At 35.2% G+C, this 19,897-nt stretch carries 16 protein-coding genes, 3 tRNA genes and 1 pseudogene; 13 read left to right on the top strand and 7 right to left on the bottom strand.

The annotated features are described in order from the left end of the window. Positions 1 to 9: 9 nt before the first annotated feature. From BB050_RS14705 to BB050_RS14690, 4 genes are all read right to left on the bottom strand, one after another. A complete protein-coding gene (locus BB050_RS14705; protein ID WP_066034065.1) occupies positions 10 to 528 on the bottom strand; it encodes an STM3941 family protein in 519 nt (172 codons plus the stop codon). 303 nt (positions 529 to 831) lie between these two features. Further along, positions 832 to 905: transfer RNA gene (locus BB050_RS14700), tRNA-Arg, on the bottom strand. A 16-nt stretch (positions 906 to 921) separates the two neighbouring features. Then, positions 922 to 996, bottom strand: a tRNA-Pro gene (locus BB050_RS14695). Between the two features lie 14 nt (positions 997 to 1,010). Further along, positions 1,011 to 1,094 (bottom strand) — tRNA-Ser (locus BB050_RS14690). Between the two features lie 237 nt (positions 1,095 to 1,331). Between BB050_RS14690 and BB050_RS14685 the strand changes: the two genes are divergently transcribed. Both BB050_RS14685 and BB050_RS14680 read left to right on the top strand, forming a co-directional pair. After that, the gene (locus BB050_RS14685) at positions 1,332 to 2,510 is read left to right on the top strand and encodes an acetyl-CoA C-acyltransferase (protein ID WP_066034064.1); all 1,179 of its coding nucleotides are present in this window, start codon (positions 1,332 to 1,334) and stop codon (positions 2,508 to 2,510) included. 68 nt (positions 2,511 to 2,578) lie between these two features. After that, positions 2,579 to 3,340, top strand: a complete 762-nt coding sequence (locus BB050_RS14680; protein ID WP_008468770.1) for a C40 family peptidase — start codon at positions 2,579 to 2,581, stop codon at positions 3,338 to 3,340. Between the two features lie 135 nt (positions 3,341 to 3,475). Here BB050_RS14680 and BB050_RS14675 read toward each other — a convergent pair whose 3' ends face one another. Then, on the bottom strand, positions 3,476 to 4,321 hold the full coding sequence (locus BB050_RS14675; RefSeq protein ID WP_066034063.1) for an AraC family transcriptional regulator: 846 nt from the start codon (positions 4,319 to 4,321) through the stop codon (positions 3,476 to 3,478). 117 nt (positions 4,322 to 4,438) lie between these two features. Between BB050_RS14675 and BB050_RS14670 the strand changes: the two genes are divergently transcribed. The 3 genes and pseudogenes from BB050_RS14670 to BB050_RS14660 all read left to right on the top strand — a co-directional run bounded on the left by BB050_RS14670 (position 4,439) and on the right by BB050_RS14660 (position 6,722). Next, entirely contained in the window at positions 4,439 to 5,425 is a 987-nt protein-coding gene (locus tag BB050_RS14670; RefSeq protein ID WP_066034062.1) for an aldo/keto reductase, read from the top strand. Between the two features lie 411 nt (positions 5,426 to 5,836). Next, a pseudogene (locus tag BB050_RS14665) lies at positions 5,837 to 6,441 on the top strand (NAD(P)H-dependent oxidoreductase). Between the two features lie 2 nt (positions 6,442 to 6,443). After that, a complete protein-coding gene (locus BB050_RS14660) occupies positions 6,444 to 6,722 on the top strand; it encodes a putative quinol monooxygenase (protein WP_008468761.1) in 279 nt (92 codons plus the stop codon). 89 nt (positions 6,723 to 6,811) lie between these two features. On the opposite strand, the gene BB050_RS14655 is transcribed toward BB050_RS14660, so the two are convergent. Next, positions 6,812 to 7,519 (bottom strand): class I SAM-dependent methyltransferase, encoded by a 708-nt coding sequence (locus BB050_RS14655; RefSeq protein ID WP_066034061.1) that lies wholly within the window; start codon positions 7,517 to 7,519, stop codon positions 6,812 to 6,814. A 223-nt stretch (positions 7,520 to 7,742) separates the two neighbouring features. On the opposite strand from BB050_RS14655, the gene BB050_RS14650 reads away from it, so the two are divergent. After that, positions 7,743 to 8,624 (top strand): LysR family transcriptional regulator, encoded by an 882-nt coding sequence (locus BB050_RS14650; RefSeq protein ID WP_066034060.1) that lies wholly within the window; start codon positions 7,743 to 7,745, stop codon positions 8,622 to 8,624. 332 nt (positions 8,625 to 8,956) lie between these two features. Beyond that, positions 8,957 to 10,243, top strand: coding sequence for a DUF2130 domain-containing protein (locus BB050_RS14645; protein ID WP_066034059.1), 1,287 nt, complete (start codon positions 8,957 to 8,959; stop codon positions 10,241 to 10,243). A 129-nt stretch (positions 10,244 to 10,372) separates the two neighbouring features. On the opposite strand, the gene BB050_RS14640 is transcribed toward BB050_RS14645, so the two are convergent. Continuing rightward, complete coding sequence (locus BB050_RS14640) at positions 10,373 to 11,146, bottom strand: META domain-containing protein (protein WP_008468751.1); 774 nt, start codon at positions 11,144 to 11,146, stop codon at positions 10,373 to 10,375. 268 nt (positions 11,147 to 11,414) lie between these two features. Here BB050_RS14640 and nirB point away from each other — a divergent pair, with 268 nt between their 5' ends. The 6 genes from nirB to BB050_RS14610 all read left to right on the top strand — a co-directional run bounded on the left by nirB (position 11,415) and on the right by BB050_RS14610 (position 19,856). Next, positions 11,415 to 13,928 carry a nitrite reductase large subunit NirB gene (gene nirB / locus BB050_RS14635; protein ID WP_066034058.1) on the top strand — a complete coding sequence of 838 codons (2,514 nt, stop codon included), beginning with the start codon at positions 11,415 to 11,417 and terminating at the stop codon, positions 13,926 to 13,928. Between the two features lie 223 nt (positions 13,929 to 14,151). After that, positions 14,152 to 14,529, top strand: coding sequence for a nitrite reductase small subunit NirD (nirD, locus tag BB050_RS14630; RefSeq protein WP_066034057.1), 378 nt, complete (start codon positions 14,152 to 14,154; stop codon positions 14,527 to 14,529). A gap of 129 nt (positions 14,530 to 14,658) precedes the next feature. Next, a complete protein-coding gene (locus BB050_RS14625) occupies positions 14,659 to 15,243 on the top strand; it encodes a DUF4202 domain-containing protein (protein ID WP_066034056.1) in 585 nt (194 codons plus the stop codon). Between the two features lie 6 nt (positions 15,244 to 15,249). Next, positions 15,250 to 17,061 (top strand): PAS domain-containing sensor histidine kinase, encoded by a 1,812-nt coding sequence (locus tag BB050_RS14620; RefSeq protein ID WP_066034055.1) that lies wholly within the window; start codon positions 15,250 to 15,252, stop codon positions 17,059 to 17,061. A 553-nt stretch (positions 17,062 to 17,614) separates the two neighbouring features. Then, positions 17,615 to 18,274, top strand: coding sequence for a response regulator transcription factor (locus BB050_RS14615; protein ID WP_008468741.1), 660 nt, complete (start codon positions 17,615 to 17,617; stop codon positions 18,272 to 18,274). Between the two features lie 97 nt (positions 18,275 to 18,371). Further along, on the top strand, positions 18,372 to 19,856 hold the full coding sequence (locus BB050_RS14610) for an MFS transporter (RefSeq protein WP_066034054.1): 1,485 nt from the start codon (positions 18,372 to 18,374) through the stop codon (positions 19,854 to 19,856). The last annotated feature ends 41 nt before the right edge of the window (positions 19,857 to 19,897 follow it).

Here is a 19,897-nt window from a genome sequence, read left to right as displayed (position 1 = left end):
AGACTATTTTTATTTTTTCCAGTATTTTAAAAACAGCTTATACAATTCATCTGCATTAATTTCAATTTCTGAAGCCGAATACATTATATTCAATTTCGAATTTTGCTCATCATAAGCCATTTTCCAAAGAAATTTAGAAACCTTTCCGTCATATTTCGATACATTGTCAATTGTTATGGCAGCCAAAGTATCACCTCCAACCTTCTTTAATTGCAAATCGGTAACATCTTGCCATTCTATCCTCCCAAAAGCTTTTGCTACAGGTGTTGTTCTCCCAGAAAAAACATTTGAATCTATTTGAATCAATGGAGACTTATCTTTTATACTGGCAAGCATTTTAAATGACAAAACAAACATTATCAAAAGAATACCACCAGAAGCAATGGATAGTTTTATTTTAAATATTCCATCAAAAGTTCCTATGCCGTATAAAAGCATAATCGCTAATAGAATGTTGACAGCACAAGCATACAAAAGTAAATTTCTGGTTTTCTTAAAGTTTCGGTATAATTTAATTTCTTCATTCATGGATTGCAGTAAAATTTTATTTATTGTTTAGAATTAAAAATGAAGAAGCAATTTAGTGCAAAATATATTAAAAAAGCAAGAAACGCTGTAGCCATTGAGTTTTTAACCAATTTAAACTAAACATTCCTATTATAGTTTTAAATCAAAGCTATCTGTCTTTCAGCCCGCTGTTTGATTTGACTTATAAAAGGAATAAGCTCAATACCGGTTTCAGATAGAGAATATCCAACTCATGGCGTACATAGTAATTTCTCGCTAAAATGTTATAAAACAAAAAAGCCACTCGATTTGAGTGGCTTATTGTGAACGCAGAAGGATTCGAACCTTCGACCGCCTGCTTAGAAGGCAGGTGCTCTATCCAGCTGAGCTATGCGTCCATTATTTCAATTGTAGTCGGGGTGGCAGGATTCGAACCTGCGGCCTCCTGCTCCCAAAGCAGGCGCGATAACCGGGCTACGCTACACCCCGAGGCAAAATTTAAGCGGAGAGACAGGGACTCGAACCCTGGCGACGGTTACCCGTCGACAGATTAGCAATCTGCTCCATTACCGCTCTGGCACCTCTCCTTGCTCAAGGAATTGCTTCCGTTTTGCGAGTGCAAATGTATAACAACATTCCTTTTCTCACAAGCTTTTTTTTGAGTTTTTTTAGTTTTTTTTCATCTTTTTTCAAAACCGCTTCACAATCAAACAAATAGAATTAACAAAAATTTCACCTTAAATTTAAAATTCACTATTCAATACAAAGTTTGAATTTATTCAAATAAAGAGTAAATTTGCTTACTAACTATTATTAAACAGAAAATGAACAAAAGAGTTGTTATCGTTTCTGCCGTTAGAACACCTATCGGAAGTTTCATGGGCGGGTTATCTACTGTACCTGCACCAAAATTAGGCGCTGCTGCTATAAAAGGAGCCCTTTCAAAAATTAACCTTGACCCAAAATTAGTCGATGAAGTTTTCATGGGGAATGTAATTCAGGCAGGTGTTGGACAAGCTCCGGCACGTCAAGCAGCACTTTTTGCTGGTCTGTCTGAAGAAGTCGCTGCGACAACAGTAAACAAAGTATGTGCTTCTGGAATGAAAGCCGTAATGTTTGCCGCGCAAGCAATCGCATGTGGCAACGCTGAAATTGTAGTAGCGGGCGGAATGGAAAGCATGAGCTTAATCCCGCACTATGTGCAAATGCGTGCTGGAAACAAATTTGGCCCAGCAACTATGCTTGACGGAATGCAGAAAGATGGTTTGACAGATGCTTACGACAACAACGCAATGGGAGTTTGCGCTGATTTGTGTGCCTCTGAATACAAAATCAGCCGTGAAGAACAAGACGCTTTCGCTATCCAATCATACGAAAGAAGTGCCAAAGCTTGGGAGGCTGGAAAATTTGATAATGAAGTTGTTCCTGTTGAAGTGCCTCAAAGACGTGGCGAACCAATTATATTCTCTAAAGACGAAGAATATACTAATGTGAAATTAGATAAAATTCCATCTTTAGCACCTGTTTTTACAAAAGACGGAACTGTAACCGCTGCAAATGCTTCTACAATTAATGACGGAGCTGCTGCTTTGGTTTTAATGTCTGAAGAAAAAGCAAATGCATTAGGTTTAAAACCATTAGCATACATAAAAGGTTATGCAGATGCGGCTCAAGAACCAAAATGGTTTACAACAAGTCCAGCAAAAGCGTTACCAAAAGCTTTGGACAAAGCAGGAATCTCAATTTCAGATGTTGATTTCTTCGAATTCAATGAAGCCTTCTCTGTAGTTGGATTGGCCAATTCAAAAATTTTAAATTTAGATAACAACAAAGTAAACGTAAACGGTGGCGCTGTTTCTTTAGGACATCCTCTGGGAGCTTCTGGAGCACGTATTATTGTAACTTTACTAAATGTTTTAGAACAAAATAATGCAAAAACTGGAGCTGCTGCAATTTGCAACGGTGGTGGTGGCGCATCAGCAATTGTTATCGAAAGAGCTTAAAACAATATCTAAAAAAATCAGGAGTTATAAACGTAACTCCTGATTTTTAACTTTATAATTTTCCTTACATGTTTGGAATTTGCAATCTTGCCATAGTACCCGTTCGAGCTGAAGCTAGTGACAGAAGTGAAATCGTGACACAGCTTTTGTTTGGCGAACACATCGAAATTTTAGAACGCCACAATCAATGGGCTCGAATAAGAATTCAGTTTGACGACTACGAAGGCTGGGTCGATTCTAAACAATATCAAGAAATCACCAAAGAGCAATTTGATCTCTTGAGTAAAGAGTCAATTATTTTGAATGCAGATTTAATTGATTATATCACCGCTCCAAACAATCTACTGCTTCCAATTCCGCTTGGAGCCTCATTGTCTTTTTTAAACAACAGTGAAATCAATACTTCGAACTTTGATTTTGAAGGAACCAAAACTAGCGGCATCAAACCTAAAAGTGCATTAATCAAAACTGCTTTTATGTATTTGAATGCTCCCTATTTATGGGGCGGAAAAACACCATTTGGAATTGACTGTTCTGGATTTACTCAAATGGTTTATAAATTAAACGGCTATAAAATTCACCGAGATGCATCTCAACAAGCACTTGAGGGTGACCCTTTAAGCTTTATTGAAGAATGCGAACCAGGCGATTTGGCATTTTTTGACAATGATGAAGGAAATATTACCCATGTCGGAATCATAATGGAAAATAATTACATCATTCACGCAAGTGGAAAAGTGCGTATTGACCGTTTAGACCACACAGGAATTTACAATCCTGAATTAAACAAACACACTCATAAACTTCGTGTTATCAAAAAAATTATCTAATTAAAGTACGCGGATAAAACAGATTCGCTTTGCGAAAACGCGGATTTACACGGATTTTTTATTTTTTAGTACTTTCTGCGAAATAAAAAAGCCTAAAAAATTAGCGTAAATTCGTGAATTCGTGGCAAAAAAGACTTAAGCACTCAATCGAATCGACTTTCTAAATTCAGACGGACTATAGCCTTTTTGTTTTCTGAAAAACTTATTAAAGTGGCTTTCATCCGTAAAACCAAACTCGTACGCAATTTCATTAATACGCTTATCGCTAAATTGCAAACGGTGTTCAATCAGTTTTGTTTTATAATTACTGATATACTGTTGCATCGTTTCACTAGCATGCTTCTTAAAATAACGACCTAAATACGTATTCGAAATTCCGAAATAATCGCTAATTGATTCTGCTTTAATTTTTTCAGGATAATAGATATTGTTCTGAATGTATTGCAGAATATCCATCGCTTTGGCTTCAGTTCCAATATTAACCTGTTCAGGAAGATATTTTGCAATATTTCTGGCCACAATAATAATCAACGTATTCACCAATTGCTGAATCAATTCCTGATTGTAAACATCTTTATCCTGGTGCTCACGGCAAATGGCTTCGATCATTACTTTTACCAAACATTTGTCAGGATCATTTTTTAGAATACAACCCGGCTGATGATTGGCATTTTGAAGAATGTACTCCAATCGCTGAATGTTTTCGTTCTGCAGACTCGAATTCTTTAAATAAATATCATTAAACCTTAAAAAGAAAAATTTAGTTTCGGTTTCAATGGTAAAATTATGACAATCCTCTGGCGTTAATAAGAACAAATGTCCTGGATCATATTCAAAAATATTCTTATTAATACACTGTCTTCCTGTACCTTTAAGAATATATACTAATTCGAAAAAATTATGACGATCTCCTACATCTGGATATTCCGTCAGCGTCTCAAAAGAAACCGTAAAAGGTTCATATAAGTTTTCTTTTTTCATAATTCCATTTATTTGAAGATGCAAATATACCTAAAAAAGACAAATATATACCAAATAAGAATCATAAAAACAGTATAATTTTGCCTCGTCAAATTAATCAAAATTAAAATTACAATCATGGAATATAGAAAATTAGGCAACTCAGAACTTGAATTATCAGCTATTACATACGGTGCATTTGCCATTGGCGGAACCATGTGGGGCGGAACAGAAAAGAAAGACTCAATAGCATCTGTTCAGGCTTCTATCGATCACGGCGTTACTACAATTGACACTGCTCCTTTTTACGGATTTGGTTTAAGCGAAGAAATGATCGGAGAAGCTATAAAACCTTACAATCGTTCTAAAATTCAATTGCTTACTAAATTCGGTTTGGTTTGGGACGGAAGCAATAACGGAAAAGGTGATTACTTTTTCGACGCTGACGACAATGGTAAAAAAGTTCCGGTTTACAAATATTCATCAAAAGCTAACGTAATCAAAGAAGTTGAAGAAAGCTTAAAACGTCTTCAAACTGATTATATTGATTTACTTCAAATTCACTGGCCAGACTCCACAACACCAATTTCTGAAACAATGGAAGCTGCTGAAAGCTTAATTCAGCAAGGAAAAATCAGAGCTTTCGGAGTAAGTAATTACAATGTGGCACAAATTCAGGAAGCACAAAAAACAATTCAAGTGGCTTCAAATCAAGTAGCATACAGCATGCTAAATCGTAAAATTGAAGAAGAATTAATTCCTTTCACAGTTGCAGAAAATATCGGAATCATTGCTTACAGTCCTATGGAAAGAGGTTTATTGACTGGAAAATATTTCTTAGACAGCAAACTAAAAGAAAACGACCATAGAAACGGTTATTTCGGAAAATTCGATCAACAGCAAGTCAAAACCTTAATAGAAGAATTGAGTTCATTGGCAAACGACAAACACATTTCGATTTCACAATTAGTGTTGCGCTGGACAAGTTTACAAAAAGGAATTGCAATAGTTTTAGCCGGAGCAAGAAACGCAGAACAAGCAATCTCAAACGCTAAAACAATGGATTTCGATTTATCAGCTTCAGAATTGGACTTTATCAATCAAGCAATTGCTAAAATAAAATAAATTTTTTAAACACATAGAAACATAGTGTTTCGTTGTCGTCAAAGGCGTTTCACTTACATTAATGCACATAGTCAGCATAATATTGTCATTCCGAGGAACGAGGAATCTCCGAGAGAAGCTCGACAAAGATTGGCAATTGACTACGCTGAGTTACTTACGAAGATTCCTCTTTCGTAATGACAAACTTTGAGAGCTATGTGTTAGAAACTAGTTTCTTTCCATTCCCTTTTACAGAAAGAAAAATCTATGTTTCTATGTGTTAAAAAAAATCTCAACAATTAAAATAATTTGGGCGTGTTTCGCCGTGGCGAACCGGGCTATCCGCTAAATCTTTTTCTTTTTAAAGAAAAAAGAAAAAGGATATCGCTCTTATCCCTCACACGTCCATTTTCATAAGAAATAACAATTAAAATGAAAAAGATATTTATAATTAACGGCGGGCAGAAATTTGCTCATTCAGGAGGAAAATTCAATAAAACTGTTCAAGATTGGACAATCGAATTTCTTTCAAAAAACAACGATTACGAAATAAAAACATCGCACATCGAAGATCAAATCGATTTACAAGAAGAAGTAGAAAAATTCGTCTGGGCAGATTTAATTATTTACCACACACCAGTTTGGTGGTTTCAATTGCCAAACCTTTTCAAAAATACATCGACGATGTTTTCACACAAGGACACAACAACGGAATCTACAAAAGCGACGGAAGAAGCCGTGTAAATCCAGACATCAATTACGGAACTGGCGGACTTCTGCACGGACGAAAATACATGCTGACCACAAGCTGGAATGCTCCTGCAACTGCTTTTACACTCCCAGGTGAATTCTTTGAAGAAACTTCTGTTGATGACGGCGTAATGTTTGGCTTCCATAAAATGAACAAATTTACCGGAATGGAACGCCTAAACGGATTTCATTTTCATGATGTTGAAAAAGGTGCTACACCAGAAAATATCGTTATCTTTAAAGAGAATTATACGAAACATTTAGAGCAAACTTTTAAAAACTTATAATTATGATTTCGATAACCGCAATTTTAAAAAGTAAACCAGAGCATTTAATTGAAGTTAAAAACCTGCTGACACATCTAGTAACCGAAACTAGAAAAGAAGCGGCATGTATTCGTTACGATTTGCACACTTCCGAAAATGTTTTTATTCTATGGGAAGAATGGAAAGATCAACCGGGATTAGACTTGCATAACAATCAATCTTATTTGCAAGAATTCATAAAAAAAACAGAAAATCTGGTTTCGAGCCCAATTCAGGTTTACAAAACCGCGCAGATTTTATAAGTCTTTATAGCCACGAATTCACGAATTTATTTTTTAAAATCTATACGCAAAGATTTTAGATTAATTCGTGAATTCGTGGCGAACAAAACTTATTTAATTCCTCCAAAAGCTCCGAAACACATGTTTTTATGCAAAATTTCGACTTTTGAAAAACCTACTTTTTTCATTAAATCCAATTGGTAATTCATCGATCTAGGCGAATCTTCTTTTTCGATATAATCCAAAACTTTCTGGCGATATTCTGCCCCTCCTATTCCTTCTAAATATTCGCCATAGCGTTGCCACGTATATTCGTTCAACAATTCGGTGTCTTGAGTAATTAAATCCGAAATCATCAAACAACCTCCTGGTTTTAATAATTTGAATAATTTAGTAAATGTCGTTTCCCAATCTTCATCTCCCCTTAAATGATGCAAAACTGCTCCAGCCAAAATAATATCAAAACTATTTTCTTCTAAAACAATTTCGCGGATATCGCCTTGTTTGATTTCGACTTTTCCGTTCGTTTCTGCCGAAACTCTTTCAAAAGCACGATCTAACATTGGCAAACTCAAATCGACTAACGTACAATTTAAATTTGGCACTTTAGATAACATTTTTAAAGTATAATTTCCAGCTCCACAGCCAACATCCAAAACATTTGTAGCATTCGGAACAATGCGTTTTGAAGCTTCAGTTATTAATTCCAAAGAAATAGTCGCGTCGATTGTGGCGACTTGTCCCGTTTCTAAATTTGAAAAGCGTTCGACATCATTGTCAAATCGTTCTTTAATTTCGGCAATAGTTGATTTTTTCATGTCTTTTGTTTTTTTTAACTCTCGCAGATTCAGCAGATTTAGGGGATCTTTTTGCTATTATATGATCGGAATATTTGTGATTAGAAATGATTTTAATAAAATTAATAATCTGCCCTATCTGCTAAATCTGCGAGAGACTTATTTTTTGCTTTTTCAAAACTATTCTTTTCATAAATACTTTAAAAATACTATTTTTATCAATCAACAATACTTTTAAAGTATCATGGAATTACGTCACTTAAAATATTTTTTGGCTGTAGCCGAAGAATTGAATTTTACCAAAGCCTCAGAAAAACTCTTTATTTCGCAACCTCCGTTGAGCCGACAAATAGCTGAACTAGAAGAAGAACTGCAGGCAAAACTTTTCATTCGGAACAATAAAAAAGTAGAATTGACCGAAGCTGGGAAATATTTTGAAAAAGAAGTTAAAGCTCTTTTCCAGAATTTGGAACACATTTCTACTAAAACAAAAAAAATAGCAGAAAACGTTTCTGGAGAATTCAGAATCGCTTATATAAGTTCTATTTATTCATCAATAATTTCAGATTTAATCAAACATCTGAAAGCGCAGTTTCCGTATGTCAATTTCAAGCTTTTTGAAATTTCTACCACCAAACAAATTGATGCTTTAGAACAAGGAAAAATCGAAATGGGAATTATTAGGTCACCAATTCATTCTCCAAAAATAAAATCCCATTTATGGTTTAAAGATGGTTTTTCATTGGTTTACAATAAAAAATCCGTTCAGATAAAATCAGAAAATGAGATTGTAAAACTGAAAGACGAAACTTTTGTTTTCTTCAATAAAGATTATGCACCGCATTATCATGAAGTTTTACTGGAACTTTGTGCTTTTTATGGCTTTACGCCGAAGATTATTCACGAAGCCAACAACATCAATTCAATAGTACAATTAGTCAAAAACGGATTGGGAATTTCGATTGTTCCTTCAAATATTGCTAAAAACAATCAAGATCCTGAAATTGGTTTTATTGAATTGAAAAAAGTGAATCTTTTTACAAATGTTTCTATTATAATTTCAAAAGAAGATGATTCTGAGATTACACAATCTGCTGTTGCCTTTTTATTGCCACAAAGACGCTAGGCCGCAAAGTTTTTTTTTAAGTAGAAAGAAGCGTACAGTTTGTCATCCTGACGAAGGAAGGATCACACAAGAAATTCCGCAAACAGAATCGCAAATCTTTGTCGAGTTATGTGTGTGATCCTTCCTTCGTCAGGATGACAAAAAATGAAAGAAAATCCTTTTAATCCTTTTATCCCGATAGCTATCGGGAGTGGCAAAAAAACTTAGTGCCTTAGAGCCTTTGCGGCCATAACAAAAAATCGTTACAATTTAGTACAGAAATCCACATCATAAAAAGAGAAGTTTTAAATACCTTAGCAAATTATAATTCTACAATAAAAATTTCAATAAAAATGGCCGAGCAATCTTCAATTCAGTGTCCAAACTGCGGAACTCCTATCGACGTAAATGATGTTTTAAAACATCAATTGGAAGATAGCATTCGTAAAGAATTCCAGCAAAAAGCCAATATTCAAAACCGTGAATTAGAGCTTAAAAACGAACAATTGGAAAAAGCCAAAGCCGAATTTGAAGCGAAGAAAAAACAGGAAAATGAACTTTTTGCCGAACGTTTGGAGCGCGAGAAAAAAACAGCTGAAAAAGAAATTTCTGAAAAGCTAAAAGCCAAACTCGAAGAAGAAAATAAAGATCGTTTGCTTTTAATGGAAAAAGAACTCTCTGAAAAATCGGAAAAAATCAGGGAATTAAATAAAATGGAAGGTGAAATCGCCAAATTACAGCGCGAAAAACTGGAAATGAAAGAAGCAATTCAGGCCGAAGCCGAAAAACAATTGAACGCGCAATTGGCTTTGGAACGTGAAAAAATCAGAAAACAGGAAGACGATAAAAACGAACTAAAATTCAAAGAACTTCAGAAACAGCTAGAAGAACAAAAAAAGCTGACGGAAGAAATGAAACGCAAGCAGGAACAAGGTTCGATGCAATTGCAAGGCGAAGTAATGGAATTAGCAATTGAAGAATGGCTGGCCAATAATTTCCCTCTCGACAGTATTGATGAAGTTAAAAAAGGTGCCAATGGTGCCGACTGTCTTCAAATTGTAAATACACGCGAACATCAAAATTGCGGTTCTATTTATTACGAAAGCAAAAGAACAAAAGCATTTCAGCCTTCGTGGATTGAAAAATTCAAAAACGATATTAGAACCAAAAGAGCCAACATTGGAGTTTTGGTAACCGAAGTGATGCCTTCTGGAATGGAAAGAATGGGCATGCGAGACGGAATTTGGATTTGTACGTATGAAGAATTTAAAGGTTTAAGTGCGGTTTTGCGTCAGTCTTTAATTCAAATTAACCAAGCGGTTCAGGCGCAGGAAAACAAAGGCGATAAAATGTCGATGTTGTATGATTTCTTAACCAGCAACGAATTCCGTCTGCAGATTGAAGGAATTGTAGAAGGTTTCACACAAATGCAAAACGATCTGGAATCAGAAAAAAGAGCGATGCAAAGAATCTGGAAACAGCGCGAAAAACAGATCGAAAAAGTGGTTCATAATACATTAGGCATGTACGGTTCTATTCGCGGTATTGCCGGAAATGCGGTTCAGAGCGTGAAAGCTTTAGAGTTGGATTTTATTGAAGAAGAACAAGAAGATGAAGAACCTAAGGAATTGTTTGAATAATTTCGATTTATAAAAATGTAAGCTCTCGCAGATTTTGCAGATTGAGCAGATATTTTTACTGCCACAGATTTTACAGATTAAATAGATTTATTCTGCTTAATCTGTAAAATCTGCGGGAGAAATAAAAAATCAATCGACTTTCTTAAAAACAGCCAATTTCCCCGAAGGATTTGACAAGATCAATTGATTATTCCCAATCGAATAAGTATTCGTACTCTGCAAGGCTTTAGTAAATTCTCCTTCTTTATTTCCTTGCGGACAAGCCATTAAAGTTGAAATCACTTTGGTAAAACGCAAAAGATCTTTTTCGAAAAAGATTTGTCCGGTTATTGAATTGCAACCGCCATATCCCATAAATTTATTTTCAGCCGAATTAATCTCGATTCTCGGAAATTCCTTTTGAAAATCAGTTGCAAAAACTTTGTAACCGTTTAATTCTTCCAAAACCCAAATATCGTGAAGACGATAATCGGTAAGATATTTTCCGCATCCGCTAAGTTTCTTCGTTTCTAATTCTGAATTATTTCTAATTTCAACTTTTACGCTGTAAGGCGAAATCGCACCAGACATTGAATCTTGACAATCTAATTGCTGAATTGTTATAGTCGCAGAAGTCGTTTCATTATTTACTTTATACATTTTTACATTAGCATCCATTGCTCGAATCGCATCAACGGCAGGAAAAATAATTTTTTCTTTTCCTGGTATTAATGACGTAAAAACGATTTCCTCATTTCCTATTTTGATTCCCCAAAACGGCTCATTTCCTGTTCCTTTAAAATAATATTTTAGATCTTCTTCTGTTGAGCTTACTGAAGATGTTGTGGCAGATTCTTTATTTGCAGTCGTTTTACAGCTTATCATTAAAACTGTTAAAAACAATATTGAAAGTACTTTTTTCATGAGATTTTAGTTTAAAAAATGTTCTTCTTCGTAAAACAAATGTAAAATTCTTATGAATTTACGACATTTTTTTGAAACGCTTATTTAGAATCCTTTCAAATTTTAAAAAACCGAATTACTCCAAAATCATTCAAAACCTAAGCTATGTAAAAGATTACGTCAAAATACGTAGTTCCAAAATACACTTTCTTGCTAAAAATAAATTGTTTACGTATTTTTATAAGTATAAATACTTATATTTGCATAGTAATACTTAATTAAAGAAATCATGATTAGAGTAATAGTAGTTGGAAACGGCATGGTTGGTTATAAATTTTGCGAAAAGTTTGTTGTAAAATCAGGACAAGAAAAGTATCAAATCACAGTATTTGGAGAAGAGCCAAGACGCGCCTATGATCGTGTTCACCTAAGTGAATACTTTGGAGGAAAAACGGCAGATGATCTATCATTATCTACGACCGAATGGTACGCAGAAAACAATATTATTCTAAACACATCTGAACTTATTACAGATATTAATCGTGATTCAAAAACTATACATACACATTTAGGCAAAACACATACGTACGACTACTTAGTTTTAGCCACAGGCTCTTCGGCTTTTGTACCACCAATTGAAGGTGTCGAAAAAGAAGGTGTTTTTGTTTACAGAACAATAGAAGATCTGGATGCAATTATGGCTTACGCTAAAAAAATAAAACAAAAAGGCGCGACAGAAGCGGCTGTTTTAGGTGGAGGATTATTAGGTCTTGAAGCAGCAAAAGCCGTTAGAGATTTAGGATTGAATCCGCATGTGGTAGAATTTGCACCTCGTTTGATGCCAAGACAATTGGATCAAGGCGCGAGTGATATGCTTCAATCAAAAATTGAAGAATTAAATATTGGAATTCATCTTAACAAAGCAACGCAATATATTGACGGAAAGGAAAGTATAACAGGAATGATGTTTGCAAACGACGAATTATTAAAAGTCGATATGCTTGTGATTTCTGCAGGAATCAAACCTCGTGATGAACTAGCACGAGTTTCAGGACTTGAAGTTGGTGTACGAGGCGGAATTGTGGTAAACAATCAAATGCGAACTTCAGATCCTTGCATTTTTGCTATTGGCGAAGCAGCTCTTTACAACCAAAACATTTATGGACTTGTTGCGCCAGGTTACGAAATGGCCGATGTTGCTGCCGAACAAATCTTAAATGGTGATAAAACCATGAGAGAAATCATCGATATGTCTACACAATTGAAATTGATTGGTGTAGAAGTGGCGAGTTTTGGTGATCCTTTTATCGAAAATAATGACGTTACTGCTATTATTTATGAGAATAAATTGAGTGGAGTTTATAAAAGAATCAACGTTACCAAAGATTCGAAAAAACTTTTGGGTGGAATTTTAGTCGGAGATTCTAGCGATTATGGTTCGCTTTTCCAGATTTATATTAATGAAATGGCACTGCCGAAAAACCCAGAAGATTTGATTTTAGGTTCTCGTGATGGTTGTGAAGGTTCTTCTTTAGGAAGTGTAATCGATTTGCCAGACACAGCGGTAATCTGTTCTTGCGAAAACGTTACCAAAGGTGCTATCTGCTGTAAAATCTTGGATGAATCTTGCGCTACACTTTCAGATGTTGTAAAAGCAACCAAAGCGACTTCGGGCTGTGGTGGCTGTAAACCAATGGTTTCAGATTTAGTAAAAGCAACACAAAAATCTTTAGGAAAAGAAGTCAAAGAAGTGATATGCGAACATTTCAGCTACACACGTCAGGAATTATTCGATTTGGTAAAAATCAACAAATACGAGAATTTCTACGATGTTTTAGATCATCATGGAAAAGGCGACGGATGTGAAGTCTGCAAACCTGTTGTTGCTTCTATATTCTCTAGTATTTATAATGATACGGCCAACAAACATATAACAACTCAAGATACCAACGATAGATTTTTGGCCAATATCCAACGAAACGGAACCTATTCGGTTGTTCCAAGAGTTGCAGGAGGCGAAATTACTGCAGAGAAATTAATTGTAATTGGCGAAGTGGCAAAACAATTCGATTTGTACACTAAAATCACTGGAGCACAAAGAGTTGATTTGTTCGGAGCGCATTTAAGTGACTTGCCAAAAATCTGGAAAATATTAATCGATAATGGTTTTGAAAGCGGTCATGCTTACGGAAAATCCCTTCGTGCCGTAAAAAGCTGTGTTGGAAATGCTTGGTGTCGTTACGGAATGGACGACAGCGCTGGATTTGCCATCGAGCTAGAAAACAGATACAAAGGAATCCGTTCTCCGCATAAATTAAAAGGAGGTGTTTCGGCTTGCATTCGCGAATGTGCCGAAGCCCGCGGAAAAGATTTCGGATTAATCGCTGTTGAAGGCGGATGGAATTTATACATCTGCGGAAACGGTGGAGCCAATCCAAAACACGCTGTTTTATTGGCAGAAAAAATAGACAAGGAAACCGTAATCAAATACATGGATCGTTTCTTAATGTATTACATCAGAACAGCAGGTCCGCTGATTCGAACTTCAACTTGGTTGGAAAAACTAGACGGTGGTTTAGATTATTTGAAACAAGTAATCATCGAAGACAGTTTAGGAATCTGCGAAACGCTTGAAGCCGAAATGCAGACTTTAGTCAACACTTTCGAATGCGAATGGAAACAAGTGCTGGAAAAACCAAGATTATTAAAACGTTTCAATCACTTTATAAACTCAGACGAAAAAGACGATAATGCTGTTTTTGTTCCGCTAAGAGATCAAAAAATGCCAAAAGCTTGGACTTAAAAAAATATCTTGCCACAAAGACACAAAGACACAAAGTCAAATTACAAAAACTTAAAAAAACTTAGCGCCTTTGCGCCTTAGTGGCAAAACGCCAAGCTCCAAAAAAAAAGAAAAAAATCATTAAACGTTTGCTGTCCTTCTTACCCTCTTTTTTACTGCGCCATCAAACCTCTCTTGATTGTAAAAAGAGGGCTAAGAAACAGGAAATTAAAACTCAATCAAAATGGAAGAAATCTTAAATCAATACGAAACAGTTCATGCGAGCGATGCAACAATTTGGTTCAAAGCAGGTAAAGTAGAAGATTTTCCAACCAATCGAGGCGGATGTATCAAATACAAAAACAAACAAATTGCGATTTTCAATTTCACACGCAGGAATGAATGGTACGCTTGCCAAAACGCCTGCCCGCACAAAATGGAAATGGTGCTTTCGAGAGGAATGACGGGTTCGGCCGACGATATTCCGAAAATCGCCTGCCCGATGCATAAAAAAACATTTTCTCTTGTTGATGGTTCTAATCTAAATGGCGAAGAATATCACATTGCAACCTATCCGATTAAAATTGTTGAAGATGAAGTTTTTGTTGGGTTCGTAGATTAGACTTTTAAGAGGCAAGAAGCAAGATTTGAAAACCTATATAGTCTTGCCTCTTGCTTCTTTCATCTCACTTTAGACTTTCGACTTTTCCACTAATTCCGTATCTTTGAAATCTATTACTTAACCAAAAAAATGACTACACCTTTTCAAAAAGCAAGCGAATGGATTGATGCCGAAAATGCACAAGATCCGAACATCGAATTAGACCAAAATAAAGAATATCCAAAAGAATTATTGTATTCAGACAGGATGTATAAAAAACTGATGGAGTTTGAACCAAATGCCTCAGAAGAAATTCAGATTGCTTCAAAAGCACAGCATATCTGCCGATGGAAAGTCGCTCGCGAATCGTACCCAATGGATCGTGTGGGTTATTTGAAATGGAGAGAAGAATTGAAAAAATTCCACTCTAAAACTACGGCCGAAATTCTGGCAAAAGCAGGTTACGATCAAGCTTTTATCGATCGTGTTTCATTCTTAATTGAGAAAAAACTGTTAAAAAAGGATGCCGAAACTCAATTATTGGAAGATGTAATTTGCCTAGTCTTTTTAGAATATTACTTAGAACCTTTCGTTCATAAACACGATGAAGAAAAGCTGAAAAACATCATCAAAAAAACTTGGGATAAAATGTCGGACAAAGGACATCAAGAAGCCTTAAAAATCAATTATTCTGAAGAAAACTTAAACCTAATAAAAGCTTCTTTGGGATTGTAAAAAGATATGAAAAAAAGCAATCAGGAAGCTGCAGAAAAAATCACTTTCAAAAATTTACGACGTCTGTATTTTTTTGCACTTCTTACTATTGCCTTAACTATAATTATCAGTCAATTTTTAGTGCAATACAATCTGAATCAGCAACTAAGCGATTCTAAAATCATTAATTTTTCCGGCAAGCAAAGAATGCTGAGCCAGAAAATCGTAAAAGAAGTTCTGATTCTACATTACGTTTCTGATTCGGCTACAGCCAAAAAAACTTCGCATTTAAAAGAGGTTTTAGAGCTTTGGAAAAGAAACCAAAACGCATTAGAAAACGGAAATGACAGCTTAGCTTTTCCAAAAGAAAAATCAGAAACGCTAAATAAGCTATATCTAGAAATCAACCCAATTTTCAATAAAATTGCAAAAACCACCGACGCCTTTTTATTGAATTTACAGCAGAAAAAATCGGCATCTGAAAATCAAAAATTGGTTCAGACGATTTTAGAAAACGAAGGCATTTTCCTTTCAAAAATGAACCAGATTGTAACGCAATACGATCTTGAAGCGCACGAAAAAGTAACCGAACAACGCCGAATAGAATACTGGATTTTTGGTTTTACACTTTTGATTCTGGTTTTAGAATTCTTTTTTATTTTCAAACCAACCAATAAGAAAATAGAAAGATTAATTACACGTCTTTTATCCTCCGAGAAGAAAGCTTTAAAACTAGCATACGACACCGAAATATTAAGCGAAATCAAAGAAAACTCTGTAAAAGAATTAAAATCGCTCAATTACGCAATGGAGAACACGTTGCTTTATTGCCGAATTTCTCCAGACGGTTCCATCATTCATATTGGAGAAAAATTCGCTAAACTTCTCAATTACACTAAATTTTCATCCAACAAAAAATTCTCTGAAGTCCTTACTGCTGACGAAAAAGAACAGGTTAATTTTGACCGCCTGATTTTCGAAAAACAGCGCAGTGGCTGGCAGGGCGAAATGAAAATTTTGACCAAAGAAGAAAAAGAAATTTGGCTCGATTTATCAATGGTTCCCGTAATGATCAAAAAAGACGAACTGGAACTTTTGATTGTCTGTTTCAATATCACCGAACGCAAAAAAGCACAACGCGAAGTCGAACGTTTAAACCTTGAAAACACGACTGAAAAAATCAATCAACAAAAGATTATTTCGAGCAAAATTGTTGAAAATCAGGAAAACGAACAAAACCGAATTGCCAAAGAAATTCACGACGGAATCGGCCAAATGCTGACGGGTTTAAAATTCAGTTTAGAAAGCATTAATTTAGATGACAGAGAAAAATCAGAACAAAAAATTGAGTATTTAAAGAAACTTTCTTTGGATATTATAAAAGGTGTCCGCACGGCCACTTTCAACTTAATGCCCCCAGAATTAAGCGATCACGGAATCGTTTCTTCTTTAGCAAAACTAACACAGGAACTTTCAAAACTTACGGGAAAAGAAATCCTTTTTTACAATAAAACCGATTTCGACCAGCGTTTGGATTCCTTAATTGAAATCAATATTTACCGTTTGACGCAAGAAGCCATCAACAACGCCATTAAATATGCCGAATCGACTCATATTATTGTACAGCTTTCACACAGCGATACACTTTTAAGTATCATCGTAGATGATAACGGAAAAGGTTTTGATGTCAATTCAGTCGACAAAAAACGTAACAGCGAATCCGGAATGGGCCTTTTATTCATGAAAGAAAGAATCCAATACATCAACGGTCGCGTTTTCATGAACTCCATTCCAGGCGAAGGCACGAGGATTACTTTTAATATTCCAATTCTTAAATAATATAATTGTCAATTAGAATTAGATAATTATTTAACGCATTCATAAGAATTATCTAATTGATACATTAACTCATTATCTAATTATCATGGCGAGCCAGTATTAGAAAAAGTGGGCTATCGATCTTTATCTATATTCGCCCACTTTCCCTAATACTGTCGGGCTATCCGCGCTACTCCGGTAGCTTGCTCCTATCCCTCTCGCGAGCACATGTTTTCAGAAGAAGATTTGTTCCATCAATAAAAAGTTCAATTGCCTTTAGCTTTAGCTGGAGGTAAAAAGCAAGTCTTCAAAAGGGCTTTAGCCTAACTTATGCATTTGGCTAAAGCCTCATATCATATCTTCAAAACCTCCAGCTAAAGCTGGAGGCAATTAAAAAGCAAACTTTGTCAAAGTTTTAAACTTTTATAAATCTGAGCACATAATCCTTTGGAATTTGGAATTTCCAAGATTAGAAATTTTAATATTGGAATTTATTTTTAAAAAAAGTACGTATATTAGCGTCTTCTTTTTAGATGAATATACGTAAAAATAGAGAATCAAAATTAAGTAAACTATGAGCAATATCATTCGTGTAGTATTAGCAGATGACCATGTTTTTGTTAGAGACGGAATCAAATCTTTGCTTGAAAACGAAGCAAACATCGAGGTTGTAGGCGAAGCAATTGATGGCGCAGATGCGCTTGAAGTTGTTACAGCAACAAATCCTGATTTACTTATAGTAGATATTCGTATGCCAAACTTAACTGGTATAGAGGTAGTAGAAAAACTTAGAAATGAAAAAAACAGCGTAAAAATCATTATGCTTTCAATGCACGAGTCTGAAGAATACGTATTGAAATCGATAAAAGCTGGAGCTGATGGTTATTTATTAAAAGGTTCAAGCAAAGAAGAATTCCTAAAAGCTCTGCACAGTGTCGCTGCGGGAGGAAAATATTTTAGCGGAGACATTTCTTCTATATTAATTAGCCAATTGACAAATTCATCTGCATCATTAGAACCTAAACAAAATTTAGGCGAAGAAATGATGATTACCAAAAGAGAAAAAGAAATCTTGACGCTTCTTTTATCAGGTAAAGGAAACAAAGAAATAGCTGAAGCTCTTGAAATCAGTAAAAGAACTGCCGAAGTTCATCGCTTCAACTTAATGAAAAAGCTAAAAGTGAAAAACTTAATGGAACTATCTAATAAAGCTGCCGAGTATTCTTTAATTTAAAAAATACGTATAAATACGTAATTATTTTTCAAAAACTGCGTTTTGGCAGGTTTTAACTAAGTTATAGTACTTATTTTTACATAAAAATATAAGTGCTATGAAAAATACAAACTCACTATTGCAATCACACAAAATTTTATTTTTGAACACATTGGCATTTACAGTGTGTTTTGCCTGCTGGACATTAAATGGGGTTCTGGTAACTTTTTTAGTAGATAACGGAATTTTCCATTGGGATGTTATTCAAGTCGGATGGCTTTTAGGTATTCCAATCTTAACTGGATCTATCATGCGTCTTCCTATCGGAATTTTAACTGATAAATTTGGCGGAAAATATGTTTTTTCACTGTTATTACTGCTTTGTTCAATTCCGCTGTTTCTCCTTCCCTACGCTGACAGTTTCGCCATGTTTGCCTTACTTAGCTTTTTATTCGGAATGGTCGGAACAAGTTTTGCAGTCGGAATTGGCTATACATCAATCTGGTATCCAAAAGAATGGCAAGGCCGCGCTTTAGGAATCTTCGGAATGGGAAATGCCGGTGCCGCAATTACAACGTTTTTAGCTCCTTCTCTATTAAATCATTTTTCAATTGATGATCCACACAACGGATGGAAAATTCTTCCTGTCATATATGCTGTTTCATTGGTCGTAATCGGAATTGCCTTTTTAATTTTTGCTCAAAACAAAAAAATAGAAAGTAGCAACAAAAGTGTTTCGCAAATGCTTTTGCCACTAAAATCGCAAAGAGTTTGGCGTTTTGGAGCATATTACTTCTTGGTTTTCGGATGTTTTGTGGCCTATTCTCAATGGTTATTGCCAAATTTCATGAACGTTTACCAAACGAGCTTAGTAATGGGCGGTTTGTTCGCAACCATGTTCAGTTTACCATCTGGAGTAATTAGAGCTTTTGGAGGTTATTTGTCTGATAAATTTGGAGCAAGAAAAGTAATGTATTGGGTTTTAGGCTCTTCGGTAATTTTAAGTGCTTTATTATCAATTCCAAAAATGGAAATTACTACTTCAGGACCAGGAATATTAGCTGCTAAAAAAGGTGTCGTAAACGAAATCAGTGATAAAACTGTAAAAATTGGCGATAAAGAATATCCTATTGCGCAAAAAACTGCCAATACAAATGAAAATGCTATTTTCCCAACTTCTACTAGCTGGCAAGATGTTGTAGTAGCTCACAACCAAAGTGTTGCAAAAAAAGAACTAATTGCAAAAGGAGTTACGGTTATAAAATTTGATGCCAATATGTGGGTATTCCTATTTTTGGTAATTCTTATTGGGATTTCGTGGGGAATCGGAAAAGCAGCAGTTTACAAACACATTCCAGAATATTTCCCAAATGAAGTTGGCGTTGTGGGCGGAATGGTCGGAATGATTGGCGGTTTGGGAGGTTTCTTCGGTCCGATAATCTTCGGATATTTACTTACTGCAACTGGAATCTGGTCAAGTTCATGGATTTTTATTCTAATCTTTTCAACTGCCTGTCTCGTTTGGATGCATTACACTATAACACAGCTATCTAAGGAAAAACGAATTAAAATAAGCAAGGCAAAATTAGAACCTGCATATTAGACTTAGATTAAAAAAAAATTAGAAATAAGATCGAAGTCTTA

The organism is Flavobacterium anhuiense (genome assembly GCF_001705175.1).
GTDB lineage: Bacteria > Bacteroidota > Bacteroidia > Flavobacteriales > Flavobacteriaceae > Flavobacterium > Flavobacterium anhuiense.
This window is presented reverse-complemented; position numbering and strand designations above follow the sequence as displayed.

Coding starts and splice junctions, on each gene's coding strand:
- BB050_RS14675 (WP_066034063.1), bottom strand. CDS start 4,321: ATGAAAAAAGAAAACTTATATGAACCTTTTACGGTTTCTTTTGAGACG.
- BB050_RS14650 (WP_066034060.1), top strand. CDS start 7,743: ATGGAATTACGTCACTTAAAATATTTTTTGGCTGTAGCCGAAGAATTG.
- nirB (WP_066034058.1), top strand. CDS start 11,415: ATGATTAGAGTAATAGTAGTTGGAAACGGCATGGTTGGTTATAAATTT.
- BB050_RS14655 (WP_066034061.1), bottom strand. CDS start 7,519: ATGAAAAAATCAACTATTGCCGAAATTAAAGAACGATTTGACAATGAT.
- BB050_RS14625 (WP_066034056.1), top strand. CDS start 14,659: ATGACTACACCTTTTCAAAAAGCAAGCGAATGGATTGATGCCGAAAAT.
- BB050_RS14640 (WP_008468751.1), bottom strand. CDS start 11,146: ATGAAAAAAGTACTTTCAATATTGTTTTTAACAGTTTTAATGATAAGC.
- BB050_RS14670 (WP_066034062.1), top strand. CDS start 4,439: ATGGAATATAGAAAATTAGGCAACTCAGAACTTGAATTATCAGCTATT.
- BB050_RS14615 (WP_008468741.1), top strand. CDS start 17,615: ATGAGCAATATCATTCGTGTAGTATTAGCAGATGACCATGTTTTTGTT.
- BB050_RS14610 (WP_066034054.1), top strand. CDS start 18,372: ATGAAAAATACAAACTCACTATTGCAATCACACAAAATTTTATTTTTG.
- BB050_RS14620 (WP_066034055.1), top strand. CDS start 15,250: ATGAAAAAAAGCAATCAGGAAGCTGCAGAAAAAATCACTTTCAAAAAT.
- BB050_RS14685 (WP_066034064.1), top strand. CDS start 1,332: ATGAACAAAAGAGTTGTTATCGTTTCTGCCGTTAGAACACCTATCGGA.
- BB050_RS14660 (WP_008468761.1), top strand. CDS start 6,444: ATGATTTCGATAACCGCAATTTTAAAAAGTAAACCAGAGCATTTAATT.
- BB050_RS14705 (WP_066034065.1), bottom strand. CDS start 528: ATGAATGAAGAAATTAAATTATACCGAAACTTTAAGAAAACCAGAAAT.
- nirD (WP_066034057.1), top strand. CDS start 14,152: ATGGAAGAAATCTTAAATCAATACGAAACAGTTCATGCGAGCGATGCA.
- BB050_RS14680 (WP_008468770.1), top strand. CDS start 2,579: ATGTTTGGAATTTGCAATCTTGCCATAGTACCCGTTCGAGCTGAAGCT.
- BB050_RS14645 (WP_066034059.1), top strand. CDS start 8,957: ATGGCCGAGCAATCTTCAATTCAGTGTCCAAACTGCGGAACTCCTATC.